The organism is Cytobacillus sp. QJM3NY_8, assembly GCF_056173585.1.
The window spans coordinates 4,747,503-4,764,791 of the sequence record NZ_CM149681.1; the positions used below are offsets into that span (position 1 = coordinate 4,747,503).

The window sequence follows — 17,289 nt, forward strand, 5'->3', positions numbered from 1 at the left end:
CCCTCCTCCCAAAAGCTGTCGCTTTCGGTCGTGCGATGTTTATGCTGACGAGGCCTTCCTTATCCTGGGGGCCTCAAGCACAAGACGAGCCTCACGGAAAGGCGCTCTTTGCCTTTTTGGGAGGATTGCCAGAATGTGGAGGTGACAGCCCAGGGACGACAGGCATAAGACGGTTTCTGTAAGTAGGCGTTCTTCCTTCTGAAAGGAAACGGCTTATGCCCCGAGTCCATAGGAGCCCTTGTGACCTCGAGGGGGTAGGCGCTGGAGCTAGACAGTTATCTATATTCAAGATTTTATATTTTCTAATTTAGGAGAAGGAGGAGTATTCCTCCTTCTTTACTTATGAACTCGCATTTTTGAAAAATTCAGACTTATAGAGGTGACTATGATGCTTGGAATATCAGTTTATCTATCAGAGGAGCGCCAGCTTCAAAATGCAAAATGGATTGAGCGGGCGGCTTCTCACGGCTTCACATCCATCTTCACTTCCCTCCATATTCCCGAAGATGACCACAGCACATATAAACAACTGCTGCAGAACCTCGGTGCTCTTGCAAAGCAGCATCAAATGGAACTCCTCGCCGACGTTTCCCCTCAGTCATTGGACCATCTAGGATTGGACTGGGGAACGCTCGATACTCTTCTTGAATGGGGTCTCTCCGGAATCCGGGCAGACTACGGCTTTACTTCTGAACAGATTGTAGAACTCTCTAAAAAAATGAAACTTGGAATCAATGCGAGCACTATCTCTGCTGCAGAACTGCAGGAGTGGATGGAAGCGGGATTAAACGCCCATAATGTTGAAGCCTGGCATAATTTTTATCCGCGGCCTGAAACGGGTTTGGATAAAGACTTTTTTATAGAGCGAAATCGGTTCCTTAAAAGCATGGGGATAACCACCATGGCGTTTGCGCCTGGTGACGCTGAACATCGCGGACCCATTTTCGCAGGGCTTCCTACTCTTGAGAAGCACCGGGGCTATCCACCCGCTGCGGCGGCGGCTGAATTGATGAACAGCTGCTATACAGACAAGGTGCTGATCGGTGATCATTCAGTAAAAGACGGGACTCTTGCACAACTGGCGAAAATCGCCAATGCTACTGTGCCTCTTCGAATCGAGCTAATTGGCGGACAAACCTATGAGGAGCTTTTTAATAAACCTCATACAAATCGGATGGATCCTGCCCGGGATGTTGTAAGGTCAGTGGAATCAAGGTCATATGCTGGCCAGGGATCAAATAAATGGGAACCTATGAACCAGCTGGAACGTAAAAAAGGGAGTGTCACAGTTGATAATATCCTATACGGCCGCTACGCAGGCGAGATGCAGATTACTTTAGCAGATCTCCCCCGGGATGAACGCGTGAATGTGATCGCAAGAGTTATGGATGAGGATCTGCCACTCCTTGACCAGATCAAGGCAGGAACTAAATTTCAATTAATAGTGAGGGATTAACAATGAATATTACAAAGCTAAATACCGAGCAGCGAAACCCTAAAACAATGGAAGTAGATTTAATGACAACCGAAGAAATTATTACAATCATAAACCAGGAAGATGCGATTGTTCCAAATGCCATTGCAAGAGAAATTCCTCACATTGTAAAAGTGGTGGATGAAATTACGGATAGTTTTAAAAAAGGAGGGCGCTTGATTTACGTTGGTGCAGGCACCTCAGGACGCCTTGGCATTATCGATGCTTCAGAATGTCCGCCCACTTATGGAACGGACCCGGAAATGGTTGTCGGCATTATTGCCGGCGGCAAAGAAGCCATGACCGAGGCAGTTGAAGGCGCCGAGGATGACAGTGAACAGGGACGCCAGGATGTCGCAGATATTCAATTGTCGGACAAGGATGTGCTTGTCGGCATTGCAGCGAGCGGCCGTACGCCGTATACGATCGGTGCTCTTCAATATGGAAATGAAGTCGGTGCTGTTACTGTTGCTGTTGCCTGCACTAAAGACTCCGAAATGGGGAGAATTGCAAAATATACGATAGCACCTATCACAGGGCCCGAAGTTGTTACAGGCTCTACAAGAATGAAAGCAGGCACTGCACAAAAGCTCGTCCTGAACATGTTAACAACAGCTTCCATGATCAAACTCGGAAAAGTATACGGCAATCTGATGGTGGATGTGCAGATGACAAATGAGAAGCTGTTTAAACGTGCTGAAAATATCGTCAAAATGGCCACAGGTGCATCTGATGAAGAAGCCCAGGCCGCTCTCAAAGAACAAAACCATAATACAAAGGCTGCGATTCTTCAAATTTTAACAGGATTAAAAGGTGAAGCAGCCGCCAGGCTTCTGAAAAAGCATAATGGTTATTTACGGGAAGCCATTGCGGAATATCATACTAAATAATCAGATATATTGTATGAAATTCCCTTAAAACTCAAATTAATAGGATAGAAAGCGTCCACCCGCCTTCTATCCTATTTTAGTTGTATAGACCAAAACACCAGATAGAGTTAATTATCCCAACTGGTATAGACATCTAAACACAAACCTTTTATAATAAAAGTATCATTCAAACGGAGATGAACTAAAATGAGCCGTCTATTACTGAAAAACGCTAGAATTATTCTGGAAAACAGCATGATTGATCAAGGGTTTATTCTAATAGAGAAAGACCGAATCTTAAAAACTGGAACTTTGGAGGAGCTTCCTGCCATCGGCCAGGATACAGAAATCATAGAACTTTCCCCTGAGCATACAATCAGTCCGGGGTTTATTGATGTTCACATTCACGGCGCTGGCGGTGCCGATACAATGGATGCAACATTTGAAGCACTTAACACGATGGCCAGCGTGCTGCCTGAAGAAGGGACCACCAGCTTCCTGGCCACGACTATCACACAGGAAAAGGAAAAAATAGAAGGCGCGCTGATCAATGCAGCCCACTTTCAAAAAGAACAAAATACTCCTGGCCAGGCGGAAGTAATCGGAATCCACCTGGAGGGCCCGTTTATTAACGAAGCAAGAGGCGGAGCCCAGCCGAAGGATCATATACTCGAGCCTGATATTGAACTTTTTAAGCGCTGGCAGGAAGCAGCAAATGGAACCATCAAGCTGATTACACTTGCACCTGAGAAAGCAAATGGCTATGAATTTATCCGCTACTTGAGTGAAAACGGTGTTGTCCCCTCAATCGGCCATAGCGATGCCCTTTTTACAGAAATGGAGAAAGCTGTTCAGGCGGGAGCTAAGCAGGTGACTCACCTTTTTAACGGAATGAGAGGCATGCATCACCGTGAACCTGGAGTAGCCGGCGCTTCGCTTTTATTCAAAGAATTGATAGTTGAAATGATTGCTGATGGAATCCATGTCCGGCCTGAAATGATCAAGCTTGCACTAAACGCCAAGGGCCCGGATGGAATGATCCTGATAACCGATTCCATGAGAGCAAAATGCCTGAAAAATGGCCATTATGATCTTGGCGGACAGGATGTAAAGGTTGAAAATGGCCAGGCACTGCTTGCTGACGGCACACTGGCTGGAAGTATTTTGAAAATGAAAGATTCCATTAAAAATATGATTGATTTTACTGATATTCAGCTGTCTGAAGCTGTCCAGCTTGCAAGCAGCAACCCGGCCAGACAGCTCAATATATTTGACCGGAAAGGCAGCATTTCGGAAGGAAAGGATGCCGACCTGGTTGTACTCGATGAGAACCTTGAGGTTGCCATGACTTTCTGCAGAGGCGTCAAAGCCTTTGAACGCGAGGTGAAAAGACCTTGAAAATCATTCGAACAGCCAATTATAACGATATGAGCCAAAAAGCTGCCCAGATGATGATTGAAAAAATCCGGCAGCAGCCGGATCTGACATTAGGGCTTGCAACCGGCAGCACACCAAAAGGAGTTTATGCTGAACTGATTAAAGATCATCAAAAAAATGGCACTTCTTATGATAAAATCACGACGATTAATTTGGACGAATATATCGGCCTGCCTCCTTTCGACCCTAATAGCTACAGGCATTTCATGAATAGTGAACTATTTGATCATCTGGACATCCGGCTGGAAAACACTCACCTTCCAAAAGGAGCAGCAGAAGATATGCCACAGGAATGCGAACGGTATGAGCAGCTGATCAAGGATCTGGCAGATATCGATCTGCAGCTGCTGGGAATTGGACGCAATGGACATATCGGCTTCAATGAACCCGGCACGTCTTTTCAAAGCCGTACGCATGTCGTGGACCTGGCTGAAAGTACACGTAAGGCGAACGCAAGGTTTTTCAATTCTATTGAAGACGTTCCAGCCCAAGCGATTACTATGGGAATCGCTTCGATTCTTGATAGCCGGGAAATCATCCTGCTCGCTTCAGGTTCAGCCAAGGCAGAAGCTATCAGGCAACTGGTTTATGGAGAACCTGATGAACAGTTCCCCGCATCAGCTTTGAAGCTTCATGAGAATGTGACAATCATAGCCGATGAAGAAGCACTTAGTCTTGTCAGTAAGGATTGATGAGCACTACTAATAGTGATAGGAGAATTCCCATGATCGATAAGCAATCACCCATCCCGATATATCACCAATTGGAAGAGTATATTAAACAATTAATAGAAAGCGGCAAATTAAAGCCTGATGAAGCAATCCCTTCTGAGCGCGAGTATTCTGAGCAATACCAGATTAGCCGCATGACAGTCAGACAGGCATTAAACAACCTTGTCAATGATGGCTATCTATACAGGCAAAAAGGGCGCGGAACTTTCGTCAACAAGCAGAAGGTCGAACAAAAGCTTCAGGGATTGACCAGCTTTACTGAAGATATGAAAGAGCGCGGCATGGTGCCGAGCAGCCGTCTGATTTCATTTGAAATCATCCCGGCCGAGCCGCAGCTGGCGAGAAAGCTTGATATAAAAGAAAACACACCTGTTTATGAAATTAAACGGGTGCGTATGGCAGATAATCTGCCAATGGCGCTGGAAACTACCTGCCTGCCTGCTAATCTCGTTAAAGGGCTTACAGAAGAAATCATCAACAAGTCCCTTTACCAGCATATTGAAGAAAAATTGTCCCTGACCATCAGTGAAGCAACCCAGCAAATTGAAGCTTCCATCGCTAAGGAAACGGAAGTAAACCACTTGCAGGTCGAATCCGGATCGCCTGTACTGCTTATTGTCCGAACTTCCTTTTTAGAGGATGGCACGCCTTTTGAGCTTGTCAAATCAGCATACCGCGCAGACCGCTATAAATTTGTTCATACGATGCAGCGCGCCGCAAAATAGGAGAAAGCCCATCAGGGTTTTCTCCTATTTTCATTTTACCATGTCCTTTTGGAAGGTTTGTCCATATTATATACATGAGAATATTTTTTATTGAAAGGAGCGATTAGATGAAAATCATACTGGATGCCGGGCATGGATACAGCACCTCCGGCAAACGGAGCCCTAACGGAATGAGAGAATATGAATTCAATCGGGCTGTTGCCGAACTAGCAAAGGAGATGCTGGAAAGCTATCAAACCACAGTGGTTTCCTTTGCACACTCGGATGTACGGGACGTGCCGCTTGCCGAAAGGACCGAGCTGGCAAATAAACAAAACGCGGACTGCTATGTGTCCATCCATGCCAATGCTTACGGAACAGGCGGATGGAACAGTGCAGGCGGAATTGAGACATATGTCTACCCTTCAAAACCTCGGGAAGCGCTGGCATTAGCCCAAAAGATACAGCGAAACTTAATCAGTTCTACAGGCTTGCGGGACCGGGGAGTCAAAACAGCTGATTTCCAGGTTCTTCGTGAGACAAAAATGACTGCTGTACTTGTGGAATGCGGGTTTATGACCAATAAAGAAGAAGCTTCCCTTCTCCGGACCCCTCTCTATCGAAAACGCTGTGCACAAGCCATAGTAAAAGCAATCGCCGAACAATACGGCTTGAGAAAGAATGATAAAATCAAACAATATAAAGTTCAAGTTGCATTTTCAGAAAAGCAGCTTGCCGAGAAACTTGCCGGGAGTCTGAAGAGGGACGGCTTTAATGCCACCATCATTGAATAGAAAAAAGCCAGCATCACGGATGCTGGCTTTTTAACGCATTTACTTTTCCCTTGCCGGTTCGAGGATCGCTTTTTGAATGATCAGATTAACAATTGACATAATCACAGACACAAGAATCGCTGTGCCAAACCCGTCAATTTCAAAAGAATCCCCCATAAAGCCATCTGTAATCATTAATGTAACAGCATTGATGACGAACAAAAACAGACCGAGCGTTAAAACAGTGACTGGCAGAGTTAATATAATCAGGATTGGTTTCACGAGAATGTTCAGGATGGAAAGCATGAAGCTGGCACCGATGGCAGCCCCAAATCCCGATAAGTAAAACGAATCCTTAAAAAAACCGGCGATCGCTACAAATAGGACCGCATTAATCAAAATTCCCAGAATCCATCTCATTTTCTACAGCACCTCTTCATTAGGAAGCAAGAACACAAGCAGAGCATAAATGAGTGTCATTGGAAAAACGCCTGTTGTAAATAATAAAACAATGAAAATCACCCTGAGTACGGTAGGATCTATACCGATCGATTTTGATAAGCCGCCCAATACCCCCGCTAATTTCCGGTTGCTGCGGGAGCGAACCAATTTATTCACAAAGTATCCCTCCTATCAAGAAAAGCGAAAGCCCCTTGCCCACCCCAGACCCCTCGAGGGGGCAGGCGCTCCTCCTAAAAAGCTGGCGCTTTTAGTCGTGCGATGATAAAGCTGTCGAGCGTTCCTTGTGGAGCTAGACAGTAATGTTCAAAATTTTATACTATCTATCAACAGCCAAATTCCTTACGCTTTACCAGGCAGTTGACCGCTTGATCGTGATCGTACCTGTTTTTGAGTCAGCCCTCAGCTTGAGTCCGCTGCCGCTTTCTTTTACAGACTTGAAGCGCAGCATTTTCTGAATCACTTCGCTCTTTTCTTCTATAACTTCAATACCCTCAATATCAGGGTGGAAACTGCCCAGATTGGTGCGAAGTTCTCCGCTGACAGCAGCGAAATCCGGAACAAACAAGTCGATGCTGCCCGTCGCTGCCTTCGCTTCGATCCATTCGCAGCGTTCATTTTCTGCCCTGCATGTTACATTTCCATTAAACGATTGGAGTTCGGCTTTTTTGAAGTCTCCTTCAGCCAGAATTGCACCATTCAACGTTTCGGCTTCTACATGATCAATTCGGCTTTTTTGAATGGTAATCTGCCCGTTGGCGGTTTCAGCCTCAACATTTTTACTGTTTAAATCACTAACCGTAATCTTTCCATTGGCCGTTTTCGCTTTAAAGTTTTCCACTGTTAAGTTTTGACTTTCAATCGGGCCATTAAACATGCGGATTTTCACATTTTCATATTCAGATCTTGGAATATAGATGACTGCTTCAAGCTTCATCCACTTTTGCTGACTGGAAAATCTCAGCCTTTGCCCCTCAATGGCAAAAATAACATCCTTCAGGAAATTTCTGCGTGCTTCATCCTGATTATCCACACGATAGACCTTAGCTTTGCATTCAACGCGGACATCACTTTGCTCCCATGGAATCACCTTAACTGTCCCATTGGCAACATCAATGTCCAGATCTTTTAAGTATGCGTCTGCATGCTGAAATATATGAGAGATCTCAACACTTTTCCCAAAATTAAAATCAAGATCGAGATCCTTCACTTTCTTAAATGCTGAATCTACAAAATCAATGATTTTTTCCTTGGCACTTTGTTGCTTTGAGCTGTATGGCTCACCCTTTTTAGCTTCTTCAAACTTAACCTCAGCAGATAGCTCCTTAATTAAATCCTCCTGCTTCTGTTCCATCGTCTGGTTTGTTTTTTCAAGCTGCTCCAGCAGAGTTAAAGCTTCGTCAACCGTAAGCTTTCCATCCTCGACCATTTTCAAAATACGTTTGCGTTCCTCTTTCATTCTTTGGCCCTCCTCTATTATTTCTATTCTTGTATCAGGACTTTTACCCCTTTAATGATATTCCAGATAAGTACAATTAATAGCAGAATGATCGTGATGCCCACAGCTGCAAGAAATAGGACCGGGATTTCCTGATCATTTACTGTGAACTGGGTCACCCCAGCAAAAACAATAAACGGAACAGGAACCAGCGGAATCAAATGTGATAAGAATGCACTCTTGGCATGCCGCTTCACTTCCGTGTCTTCTGATGCAAAAAATACAATGAGCGGAAAAATAAATCCTGCGAACATAATGCTAAAATAGCTTAAGGCAGACAGAACCTTTCTTGTTTCCATTGTTTTCAGCTCCTTTATCGCAGTCTAACGGGCAGTAAGACCCCCACTTCAAGACTCAGAGAAACCAATGGAGGATAAGTGGGGGGGCAAACTGCCCGTAAAGGCCCGATTGGTTCAACTAACAATCAATGGGGATAAAAAAACCCCACTGATTGAAGTTTCACCTTATCTGTCATACGGAAATGGAGCGCTAAAAGTTTCAGCCTCTTCTTCATTATAGAAAATCAAAGGAGCATTTTCCTCCATATTTCTAAAAATACATCTGCAGGCTGAGGGGTTCCATAGCCTCAAGTCGCATAGCTTTTTTCTATATTAAAAACCGCCTTTCTTGAAAAGACGGTTTTATGATTATGTCCTATTTATAGGCAGCTGCCAGGTCAGTGCGAGGCGCTTCCTTCTTTTTCACTTCGTCGATTTTATTGACAAACATTTGGAAAACTTTTCGTTTTTCATCCAAATCACGTATGTATTCTTTCAATTCGTTATACTTCTCTTCAAAAGGCTTATGATACATTTCGCGGATATTATCAATAATCTCTTCGTTCACAGTAGACTGGATAACCTGCTTTGTAATTCCATATTTGTAGGAATATACTTTAAGCTCTTTTTTAACATCCTCATATTCATTATTAATCTGATCCAAAACCTCAGAAATATCTTCTTTCCATTCTTCCAGAGACTTCTCTAAATAATCCTCCATAATGACCTCCCCTTCTGTTTCCAGGCAATAGCTTCCCTTATATAGGAGTATAACGCTGCTTGTTTACATCGATTTTGCTGGAACATTACATTGTGTTATCAAATGGTCAGAAAGGAAGGAACTTCAAATGGTTCTTTTGATTTGACCTGTTGATTTCCGCTCCAGGCAACAGGGTGCTAAAATCAATTTAGTAAGCTTTAAATTTTATTAAAAAGAAAAGCCTTCCATAATCCTATCCGCAATCATCTCATATCCCTTTCCGTTCGGATGAAGGGAATCAGCGAAGTACTGTTTCTTGTTTTTTCGCTTGAATAGTTCATTGGTAGAAATGTAGGTGATATTTTTATCTTCCGCTGCTTTTTTTCTTATGGAATTGTTCCAATGGTCAATATATTTTTCAATCTGGTCACCGTCCGGATAGGGATTGTATAGTCCGAGAAGGATAACAGGTGCATCACTGTTGGCGGTTTCCAGTGTTTCCAGGATTCCATTCAGTTTATCCTCATAAATGTCTTTAGCTTCAACCAGTTTTTCGTGATGGAGCGGATAAAGATCCCCTCCGTTGCTTTTCAGCAAATCGTTTGTTCCAATATATACGATAAACATATCTGCATTTTTAATATCCTGTGCCACTTCCGGTTTGAGCATTTGCTGAAGGACATCCGAAGATTTAAAGCCATACACTCCATGATTTGTTATTGTATAATTCTTCTCCGGAAATGTCCGATCCAGTTTGCTCTGCAGCCTGCCAATGTACCCCTCCTCAGTTTCATCTCCATATCCGTAGGTGAGCGAATCGCCAAAAGCTACAATCGATTGATTGCTTTCAGCCTTTTTTTCCTCTCCAAGAAATGTGATGGATAGATAGATGCCGAACCCAAGCAAAATAAGGCCTGCCAAAAGATAGATTTTATTTTTCATAGTGAATGTTCCTTTCTTGGTTGAGATTATTGAGGGTTGCTGCAGACGCATGTTCTATACCCCTCATCCAGGAGAATTAATCTCTTTTACATAAAAAAGAAACAGTACCAAAACGGTACTGCTTCCTCCTAATTAAGCGTTTGTCACGCCCTCTTTCTCTTCAATTTGCTGTTTCATTCTCAGGCGGTCTCTTTCCAGGATTGGTTTGAGGTATTTGCCTGTGTAGGATTCCGGGACTTCGGCAATTTTTTCCGGTGTACCGGCTGCTAAGATGGTACCTCCCTTATCTCCGCCCTCAGGTCCAAGGTCCACTATATAGTCGGCTGCCTTGATGACATCAAGATTATGCTCAATAACCAGTACCGTGTCTCCATTTTCAACAAGACGCTGAAGGACCACGAGAAGTCTTGAGATATCATCAACATGAAGACCTGTTGTCGGTTCATCAAGAATGTACAGGGAGCGGCCCGTTGAACGGCGGTGCAATTCGGAAGCAAGTTTGACACGCTGCGCTTCACCGCCGGACAATGTTGTCGCAGGCTGTCCCAAAGTGATGTAGCCCAGGCCAACATCATAAATCGTCTGCAGCTTGCGGCGGATTTTAGGAATATTTTCGAAAAACTCCAGTGCATCTTCCACTGTCATATCGAGAATCTCCGAAATATTCTTCCCTTTATACTTCACTTCAAGTGTTTCCCTGTTATAGCGTTTGCCATGACATACTTCACATGGCACATACACATCAGGCAGGAAGTGCATTTCAATCTTGATGATCCCGTCTCCGCGGCATGCTTCACATCGTCCGCCTTTTACATTGAAGCTGAAGCGCCCCTTTTTGTAGCCGCGAACTTTTGCTTCATTGGTTGAAGCAAATACATCACGAATATCATCAAACACTCCGGTGTATGTTGCCGGGTTGGAACGAGGTGTCCGTCCGATTGGAGATTGGTCGATATCAATGACTTTGTCGAGGTGATCCACACCCTTAATTTCTTTATGCTCACCCGGCTTTGATTTGGCTCTATGAAGCTTTTGGGCAAGCCCTTTATGAAGGATTTCATTAATCAATGTACTCTTGCCCGATCCTGATACACCAGTAACGGAAATAAAAGTGCCGAGCGGGAACTTAACGCTTACATTTTTAAGATTGTTTTCCTTAGCCCCTTTAATTTCGATAAAGCGTCCGTCATTCTTTCGGCGCTCAATTGGAAGCGGAATGAATTTCTTGCCTGACAAATATTGCCCTGTCAGGGAGTTTGGATCATCCATTACCTCCTGAGGGGTACCAGCTGAAACGATTTGTCCGCCATGAACCCCTGCTCCCGGACCTACATCAATTAAATAGTCGGCTGCCACCATTGTATCTTCATCGTGTTCTACCACGATCAGGGTGTTGCCGATATCCCGCATATTTTTCAGTGTATCAATCAAGCGGTCATTATCACGCTGATGGAGACCAATGGAAGGCTCATCCAGAATGTAGAGTACGCCTGTCAGGCGCGAACCGATTTGTGTGGCCAGGCGGATACGCTGGGCTTCACCGCCGGACAAAGTTCCCGCTGCCCGGCTTAATGTCAGGTAATCCAGCCCGACATTAATGAGGAAGCCTAGCCTCTCCTTAATCTCACGGAAAATGAGTTTGGCAATCTTCATTTCTTTTTCAGACAGTGTCAGATTCTCAAAGAAGCTGAATGCTTCCTCAATCGAATATTCTGTCACATGGCCGATATGCTTTCCTGATACAAGCACCGCAAGCGTTTCCGGCTTCAGACGGTAGCCTTTACAGGAAGGACATGGATGCTGGGCCATGTATTTTTCCATTTGCTCCCGGATATAATCAGAACTTGTTTCTTTATAGCGGCGCTCCACATTGCGGATGACACCTTCAAAATGGATATAATTCTCCCGCACCTGGCCAAAATCGTTTTCATATCGGAAATAAATGCTGTCCTTGGCGGATCCGTATAAAACTTTTTCAAGCAAGTGTTCAGGAATATCCTTAACCGGAACGTCCATATCAATTCCATAATGATTGCATACTGCCTCCAGCAGCTGAGGATAATATTGAGAGCTGGTCGGTTCCCATGGGGCAATAGCATTTTGCTTTAATGAAAGATCCTTATTGGGTATGACCAGATCAATATCTACCTCCAGCTTTGAGCCCAATCCGTCACATTCCGTACAGGCACCAAACGGACTATTAAAAGAGAACATTCTTGGCTCAAGTTCGCCGATTGAAAACCCGCATTGAGGGCATGCGTGGTTCTCGCTGAACAGCAGTTCTTCTTCCCCGATTACATCCACAAGCACCTTGCCATTGCCCAGATTCAACGCGGTTTCCAATGAATCTGCAAGCCTTGGTGCTACGCCTTCTTTTACGACAATCCGGTCTATTACTACTTCTATAGAGTGCTTTTTATTTTTTTCCAGCTCAATCTCATCACCGAGATCCATCATTTCTCCATCGACACGGACACGGACAAACCCCTGCTTTTTGACATCTTCAAACACTTTTACATGTGTCCCTTTTCGGCCGGATACAAGCGGAGCCATAACCTGGAGTTTTGTTCTTTCAGGGTACTCCATAATCCGGTCAACCATTTGCTCTATGGTCTGTGAGGAGATTTCAATATTGTGAATCGGACAGGTTGGACGCCCCACCCTTGCAAATAATAATCGCAGATAATCATAAATTTCTGTCACCGTTCCCACTGTGGAACGAGGATTTCTGCTTGTCGTCTTTTGGTCAATTGAAATGGCAGGAGACAGACCTTCGATCGCATCCACGTCAGGCTTATCCATCTGGCCGAGGAATTGCCGGGCATAAGCAGATAATGATTCCACATAGCGGCGCTGCCCTTCTGCATAAATCGTATCAAATGCCAGTGAGGACTTTCCTGAACCTGAAAGTCCTGTCAGGACGACAAGCTTATCTCTCGGAATGGTGACATCTATATTTTTCAGATTATGGGCTCTGGCACCCTTTACAATCAGTTTATCCATCGCCATTTTTACGTCATCCTTCCGCTTTCAGCTCTAATATTAGATCACGAAGCTCGGCAGCCCTTTCGAAATTCAGGGATTTGGCCGCTTCCTTCATTTCTTTTTCCATATCGCCGATCAGCTTCTCGCGCTCTTTCTTGTTCAGCTTGCCGAGCTTTGCTGACGGCTGGTATTCTTCCTGCTCTTCTGCCGCATGTGTTGCACGGATTGAATCGCGTATATCCTTCTGTATAGTCATTGGCGTGATGCCATGCTTCTTATTGTACTCTTCCTGAATGGACCGGCGGCGCTTTGTTTCACTGATGGCTTTTTCCATGCTGTCAGTGATCCGGTCTGCGTACATAATGACATGGCCATTCGCATTACGCGCTGCACGTCCAATCGTCTGGATGAGTGAACGTTCCGAACGGAGGAAACCTTCCTTATCAGCATCAAGTATAGTAACGAGAGACACTTCCGGTATATCAAGTCCTTCCCTTAGAAGGTTGATTCCGACTAACACATCGTATTTACCTAGACGAAGCTCTCTGATAATCTCAATCCGCTCAAGCGTTTTTACCTCTGAGTGCAGATACTGCACTTTAATGCCGATTTCTTTTAAGTAGTCTGTCAAGTCCTCAGACATTTTCTTTGTTAATGTAGTGATAAGAACACGTTCATTTTTCTGAATGCGATCCTGGATTTCACCGATAAGGTCATCAATTTGCCCTTCGATTGGACGGACATCAATAGTAGGATCAAGCAAACCGGTAGGGCGGATAATTTGCTCAATCATTTCCGGTGTATGCTCAAGCTCATAAGGGCCAGGTGTTGCCGAAACAAAGACAGCCTGTTTCACATGCTTTTCGAACTCAGTAAACGTAAGCGGCCTGTTATCCATGGCTGAAGGCAAACGGAAGCCATGGTCCACAAGCACGGATTTCCTTGCCTGGTCACCATTGAACATACCGCGGATTTGCGGCAGAGTTACGTGCGACTCATCAATCACAATTAGAAAGTCTTCCGGAAAATAATCCAGAAGGGTATACGGTGTTGAACCAGGCGGCCTTAATGTAAGGTGGCGGGAGTAGTTTTCTATGCCGGAACAAAAACCCATCTCCCTCATCATCTCTAGGTCATAGCGGGTCCGCTGCTCGAGGCGCTGGGCTTCAAGCAGCTTATCGTTTTCTCTTAATTCAGCAAGGCGCTCTTCCAGTTCTTTTTCAATGTTCTGGACGGCGATCCGCATTTTTTCTTCACGCGTTACGAAGTGGGATGCCGGGAAGATCGCAACGTGCTCACGTTCACCCATAATTTCTCCGGTGAGGGCATCTACTTCACGGATCCGGTCTATCTCATCCCCGAAAAACTCTACACGGATACAATGCTCATCCCGTGATGCCGGGAAAATCTCCACTACATCCCCGCGTACACGGAAGGTGCCGCGCTGGAAGTCGATATCATTGCGTTCATACTGAATGTCAACGAGCCTGTGAAGAAGCTGGTTCCTCTCAATCTCCATGCCGGTTCTGAGGGATAGCACCATTTCACTGTATTCTTCAGGAGAACCCAAACCATATATACAAGACACACTGGCAATTATAATGACATCTTTGCGCTCAAATAATGAAGAAGTCGCCGAGTGGCGGAGCTTATCAATTTCATCATTGATGCTTGCATCTTTTTCAATAAAGGTATCTGTAGAAGGCACATATGCCTCCGGCTGATAGTAGTCATAATAGCTGACAAAATACTCAACAGCATTGTTTGGAAAAAAGTCCTTAAATTCACTGTATAACTGTCCTGCAAGTGTCTTATTATGGGCAATGACAAGCGTCGGCTTGTTAACCTCTTGTATAACATTTGAAACCGTGAAGGTTTTTCCCGTTCCTGTTGCACCCAAAAGCGTCTGGTGCTTCTTGCCGGATTTAATTCCCTCCACAATTTTTTTGATTGCCCCAGGCTGATCGCCCTGAGGGGAATATTTTGAGACTAATTCAAATTGATCCTTCACCTATAAGCCTCCCGTTCAAATTACTTTTATCTATATATTAATCACAAACCAGCATTGAAAGAATTTAAGTTCCGGGATGCATGGCTGATTTGTCAGTTTTTTACTCAAAACTCATATCATCATTCTACCACAAAGAGCCTAAAACAAACCAACAATATGCGAACGGATATTCGTTTTTTATTTTTACAGGGAAAATATTGCTTGGGAAATATGCCGAATTATCAAGGGGGGTGTCGAAGCAAGGTTAATCAAACGTTTGATTAACCTCCTGAAATTAAATCAATCGTTTGATTGATATTAATTAATAGCTGATCTTACGCGGACATAAATACAGCTGAAATTTCATTATACAAAAAACCTGTCGATACGTTTGTTCGACAGGTTCCGCAAAAATTATTCCGCACTTGGCTTTGTTTTGGGCTTCAGTTTTTGAGCGTACCAAAACCCGACAGTCAATGAAAGTGCGTCTATAACAATCAAGGCAAATGAATTTGTATACCCTTTATAGACAGAAGCAGCAATCAGTCCCACCGTCAATATAAGCCCAATCACACGATTATAGCTTACTCTCGTAAAGAGCAAAACCAGCAAGCCGGGCAGCAGCAGAGCTGACAAGTATTTTAATGCCAACCAAAACACCTTCTTTTGTTTATTCACAATGATTCAGGGTTTCTAACATTAGAATATCTTTTCATAAGAAGATGTACAAGTTTTTTCAGTGTTATTCCCTATGTTCTATCACATAATAAGAAAAAGTACTTATTATGGAGGAATGCATCATGGCAAGAAGAAAAAGACGCCCGCTTGTGCCGGAATCAAGAGCGGCATTAGACCAGCTTAAAAATCAGGTAATGGCAAACCAGGGATACCATGTTGACAATGAAAATCCCGATGTCGTGAAATATGAAATTGCCGAGGAGGCCGGTGTGCCATTGAAGCCGGGATATAACGGCCGTCTTACATCCAAACAGGCAGGAACAGTGGGCGGGAAGATTGGCGGAAGTATGGTGAAGGAGCTTATTCGGATGGCACAGGAACGGATGAAGGAACAGTAGGTAATCGTGAACTTCGGGAAAAGAATGAGAAAATTGGGGAAACGCGGACTTAATTCACGGAAAATATTCAGCAAATTAAGGAAAGAAACCTCCAAATTGAGGAAAAGACTCACTAGAATAAGAAAAAGCTATCCCGCAAAGAGGATAGCTTTTGTTCTTATTCAGCGGCTTTCCGCTCTAAAAATTCCTGTTTAATGGATTTAAGCAGCTCCTGGTCTGTTACCAGCTGGAAGGCAGTGAGTGCGAGCCCTTTTGCCCCGGTTATCAGTGCTTCGTCTCCTTTTACAGATGCTGCAGCCTCACGAAACGGAACTGTATGGGCAACAAGATCATCTGCACCAATTTTAATATAAGGATGAATGGTTGGCACCACTTGGCTGATGTTGCCTGCATCCGTCGAGCCGATTCCATCTCTGTCCCCTTCAACGACCGTTTCTCCCAAGTCTTCAATCACTTCTTTAAACACTTGGTCATATGTCTTGTTTAACAGCAGGTTATCAACTTCATTTTGAAAAGCAATAACATTGAGCTTTGCTCCGGTTGCCAATGCGGCGCCTTCAGCGACAGCTTTAACCTTCCGTGTTACCTCATTAAGACTGGTTCTGGTTGTAGCACGGATGAAGAATCTGGCTTTTGCATACTCAGGGATAATATTTGGAGCATCCCCGCCATGAGTAATAATGCCATGGATTCGTACATCATCCTTTAATTGCTGACGAAGGGCATTAATTCCGTTAAATAGCTGAATAACTGCATCAAGGGCATTGATTCCTTCCTCCGGTGAAGCTGCCGCATGGGCAGGCTTACCGATAAACTCGAAGTCAAGCGGATCAACTGCCAGTGATGAACTGGTCAGGCGGGTATGGTTTGATGGATGAACCATTAGGGCAGCGTCAATGCCTTCAAGTAAGCCATGCTTCACAAAGCTGCCTTTTGCACTTCCATTTGGCCCGCCTTCTTCTGCCGGGGTTCCAAATACTACTGCCTCTCCTCCGGTCTCATCAATAACCTTGCTCAATGCAATGGCTGCTGCCACACTTGTTGTGCCAATGATATTGTGGCCGCATCCATGACCCAGCCCGGGAAGGGCATCATATTCTGCAAGGAATGCAATAGACGGCCCTGGTTTATCGGATTTTTTCCGGGCAAGGAAAGCTGTTTCATGCCCGGCCACTGCCCGCTCAACTTCAAAACCTTCCTTCTCAAGGATGCCTGAAAGCAAGCCAGAGGCAAAAAACTCCTCATTTCCTATTTCCGGGGTCGCATGGATCTGGTGGCTTGCGGAAAGATAAACTTCTTTATTTCCCTCAACATTTTTCTTGATTGCTTCTTTCAGTTCAGATAGTGCTTTTACAGGTGCCGCCATCATTGTT

The 17,289-nt window shown here is 44.4% G+C and carries 17 protein-coding genes; 7 read left to right on the forward strand and 10 right to left on the reverse strand.

All coding sequences use genetic code 11. The annotated features are described in order from the left end of the window. Window positions 1-388: 388 nt before the first annotated feature. The 6 genes from AC0VZ9_RS24365 (at window position 389) to AC0VZ9_RS24390 (ending at window position 6,009) form a co-directional block, all read left to right on the forward strand. Complete coding sequence (locus AC0VZ9_RS24365) at window positions 389-1,456, forward strand: DUF871 domain-containing protein (protein ID WP_071156409.1); 1,068 nt, start codon at window positions 389-391, stop codon at window positions 1,454-1,456. 2 nt (window positions 1,457-1,458) lie between these two features. After that, window positions 1,459-2,364: an N-acetylmuramic acid 6-phosphate etherase gene (gene murQ / locus AC0VZ9_RS24370; protein WP_251156261.1), complete on the forward strand. Its 906-nt coding sequence runs from the start codon at window positions 1,459-1,461 to the stop codon at window positions 2,362-2,364. Between the two features lie 186 nt (window positions 2,365-2,550). Continuing rightward, window positions 2,551-3,741 (forward strand): N-acetylglucosamine-6-phosphate deacetylase, encoded by a 1,191-nt coding sequence (gene nagA / locus AC0VZ9_RS24375; protein WP_009331855.1) that lies wholly within the window; start codon window positions 2,551-2,553, stop codon window positions 3,739-3,741. Continuing rightward, window positions 3,738-4,472 (forward strand): glucosamine-6-phosphate deaminase, encoded by a 735-nt coding sequence (nagB, locus tag AC0VZ9_RS24380; RefSeq protein WP_251156260.1) that lies wholly within the window; start codon window positions 3,738-3,740, stop codon window positions 4,470-4,472. Before nagA ends, nagB begins: the two co-directional genes overlap by 4 nt. 32 nt (window positions 4,473-4,504) lie before the next feature. Next, window positions 4,505-5,236: a GntR family transcriptional regulator gene (locus AC0VZ9_RS24385; RefSeq protein WP_009331857.1), complete on the forward strand. Its 732-nt coding sequence runs from the start codon at window positions 4,505-4,507 to the stop codon at window positions 5,234-5,236. A 107-nt stretch (window positions 5,237-5,343) separates the two neighbouring features. Further along, window positions 5,344-6,009 carry an N-acetylmuramoyl-L-alanine amidase gene (locus AC0VZ9_RS24390; protein WP_251156259.1) on the forward strand — a complete coding sequence of 222 codons (666 nt, stop codon included), beginning with the start codon at window positions 5,344-5,346 and terminating at the stop codon, window positions 6,007-6,009. 39 nt (window positions 6,010-6,048) lie between these two features. On the opposite strand, the gene AC0VZ9_RS24395 is transcribed toward AC0VZ9_RS24390, so the two are convergent. The 9 genes from AC0VZ9_RS24395 to AC0VZ9_RS24435 all read right to left on the reverse strand — a co-directional run bounded on the left by AC0VZ9_RS24395 (window position 6,049) and on the right by AC0VZ9_RS24435 (window position 15,491). Continuing rightward, on the reverse strand, window positions 6,049-6,408 hold the full coding sequence (locus AC0VZ9_RS24395) for a phage holin family protein (protein WP_009331859.1): 360 nt from the start codon (window positions 6,406-6,408) through the stop codon (window positions 6,049-6,051). Window positions 6,409-6,411: 3 nt separating this feature from the next. After that, on the reverse strand, window positions 6,412-6,606 hold the full coding sequence (locus tag AC0VZ9_RS24400; protein WP_009331860.1) for a PspC domain-containing protein: 195 nt from the start codon (window positions 6,604-6,606) through the stop codon (window positions 6,412-6,414). Window positions 6,607-6,796: 190 nt separating this feature from the next. Continuing rightward, on the reverse strand, window positions 6,797-7,906 hold the full coding sequence (locus tag AC0VZ9_RS24405) for a DUF4097 family beta strand repeat-containing protein (protein ID WP_009331861.1): 1,110 nt from the start codon (window positions 7,904-7,906) through the stop codon (window positions 6,797-6,799). A 23-nt stretch (window positions 7,907-7,929) separates the two neighbouring features. Continuing rightward, window positions 7,930-8,244 carry a magnetosome magnetite crystal formation protein family gene (locus AC0VZ9_RS24410; RefSeq protein WP_009331862.1) on the reverse strand — a complete coding sequence of 105 codons (315 nt, stop codon included), beginning with the start codon at window positions 8,242-8,244 and terminating at the stop codon, window positions 7,930-7,932. A 355-nt stretch (window positions 8,245-8,599) separates the two neighbouring features. Beyond that, complete coding sequence (locus AC0VZ9_RS24415; protein WP_009331863.1) at window positions 8,600-8,944, reverse strand: hypothetical protein; 345 nt, start codon at window positions 8,942-8,944, stop codon at window positions 8,600-8,602. Window positions 8,945-9,151: 207 nt separating this feature from the next. Beyond that, window positions 9,152-9,865, reverse strand: a complete 714-nt coding sequence (locus AC0VZ9_RS24420) for a DUF459 domain-containing protein (RefSeq protein ID WP_251156258.1) — start codon at window positions 9,863-9,865, stop codon at window positions 9,152-9,154. A gap of 132 nt (window positions 9,866-9,997) precedes the next feature. After that, entirely contained in the window at window positions 9,998-12,874 is a 2,877-nt protein-coding gene (gene uvrA / locus AC0VZ9_RS24425; RefSeq protein ID WP_217026076.1) for an excinuclease ABC subunit UvrA, read from the reverse strand. A 7-nt stretch (window positions 12,875-12,881) separates the two neighbouring features. Further along, a complete protein-coding gene (gene uvrB, locus AC0VZ9_RS24430) occupies window positions 12,882-14,861 on the reverse strand; it encodes an excinuclease ABC subunit UvrB (RefSeq protein WP_251156257.1) in 1,980 nt (659 codons plus the stop codon). 393 nt (window positions 14,862-15,254) lie between these two features. Beyond that, window positions 15,255-15,491: a DUF2198 family protein gene (locus tag AC0VZ9_RS24435; RefSeq protein WP_251156256.1), complete on the reverse strand. Its 237-nt coding sequence runs from the start codon at window positions 15,489-15,491 to the stop codon at window positions 15,255-15,257. A 149-nt stretch (window positions 15,492-15,640) separates the two neighbouring features. Between AC0VZ9_RS24435 and AC0VZ9_RS24440 the strand changes: the two genes are divergently transcribed. Continuing rightward, window positions 15,641-15,916, forward strand: coding sequence for an alpha/beta-type small acid-soluble spore protein (locus AC0VZ9_RS24440; protein ID WP_071156405.1), 276 nt, complete (start codon window positions 15,641-15,643; stop codon window positions 15,914-15,916). Between the two features lie 157 nt (window positions 15,917-16,073). On the opposite strand, the gene AC0VZ9_RS24445 is transcribed toward AC0VZ9_RS24440, so the two are convergent. Continuing rightward, on the reverse strand, window positions 16,074-17,282 hold the full coding sequence (locus tag AC0VZ9_RS24445; protein WP_251156304.1) for a M20 family metallopeptidase: 1,209 nt from the start codon (window positions 17,280-17,282) through the stop codon (window positions 16,074-16,076). Window positions 17,283-17,289: the final 7 nt, after the last annotated feature.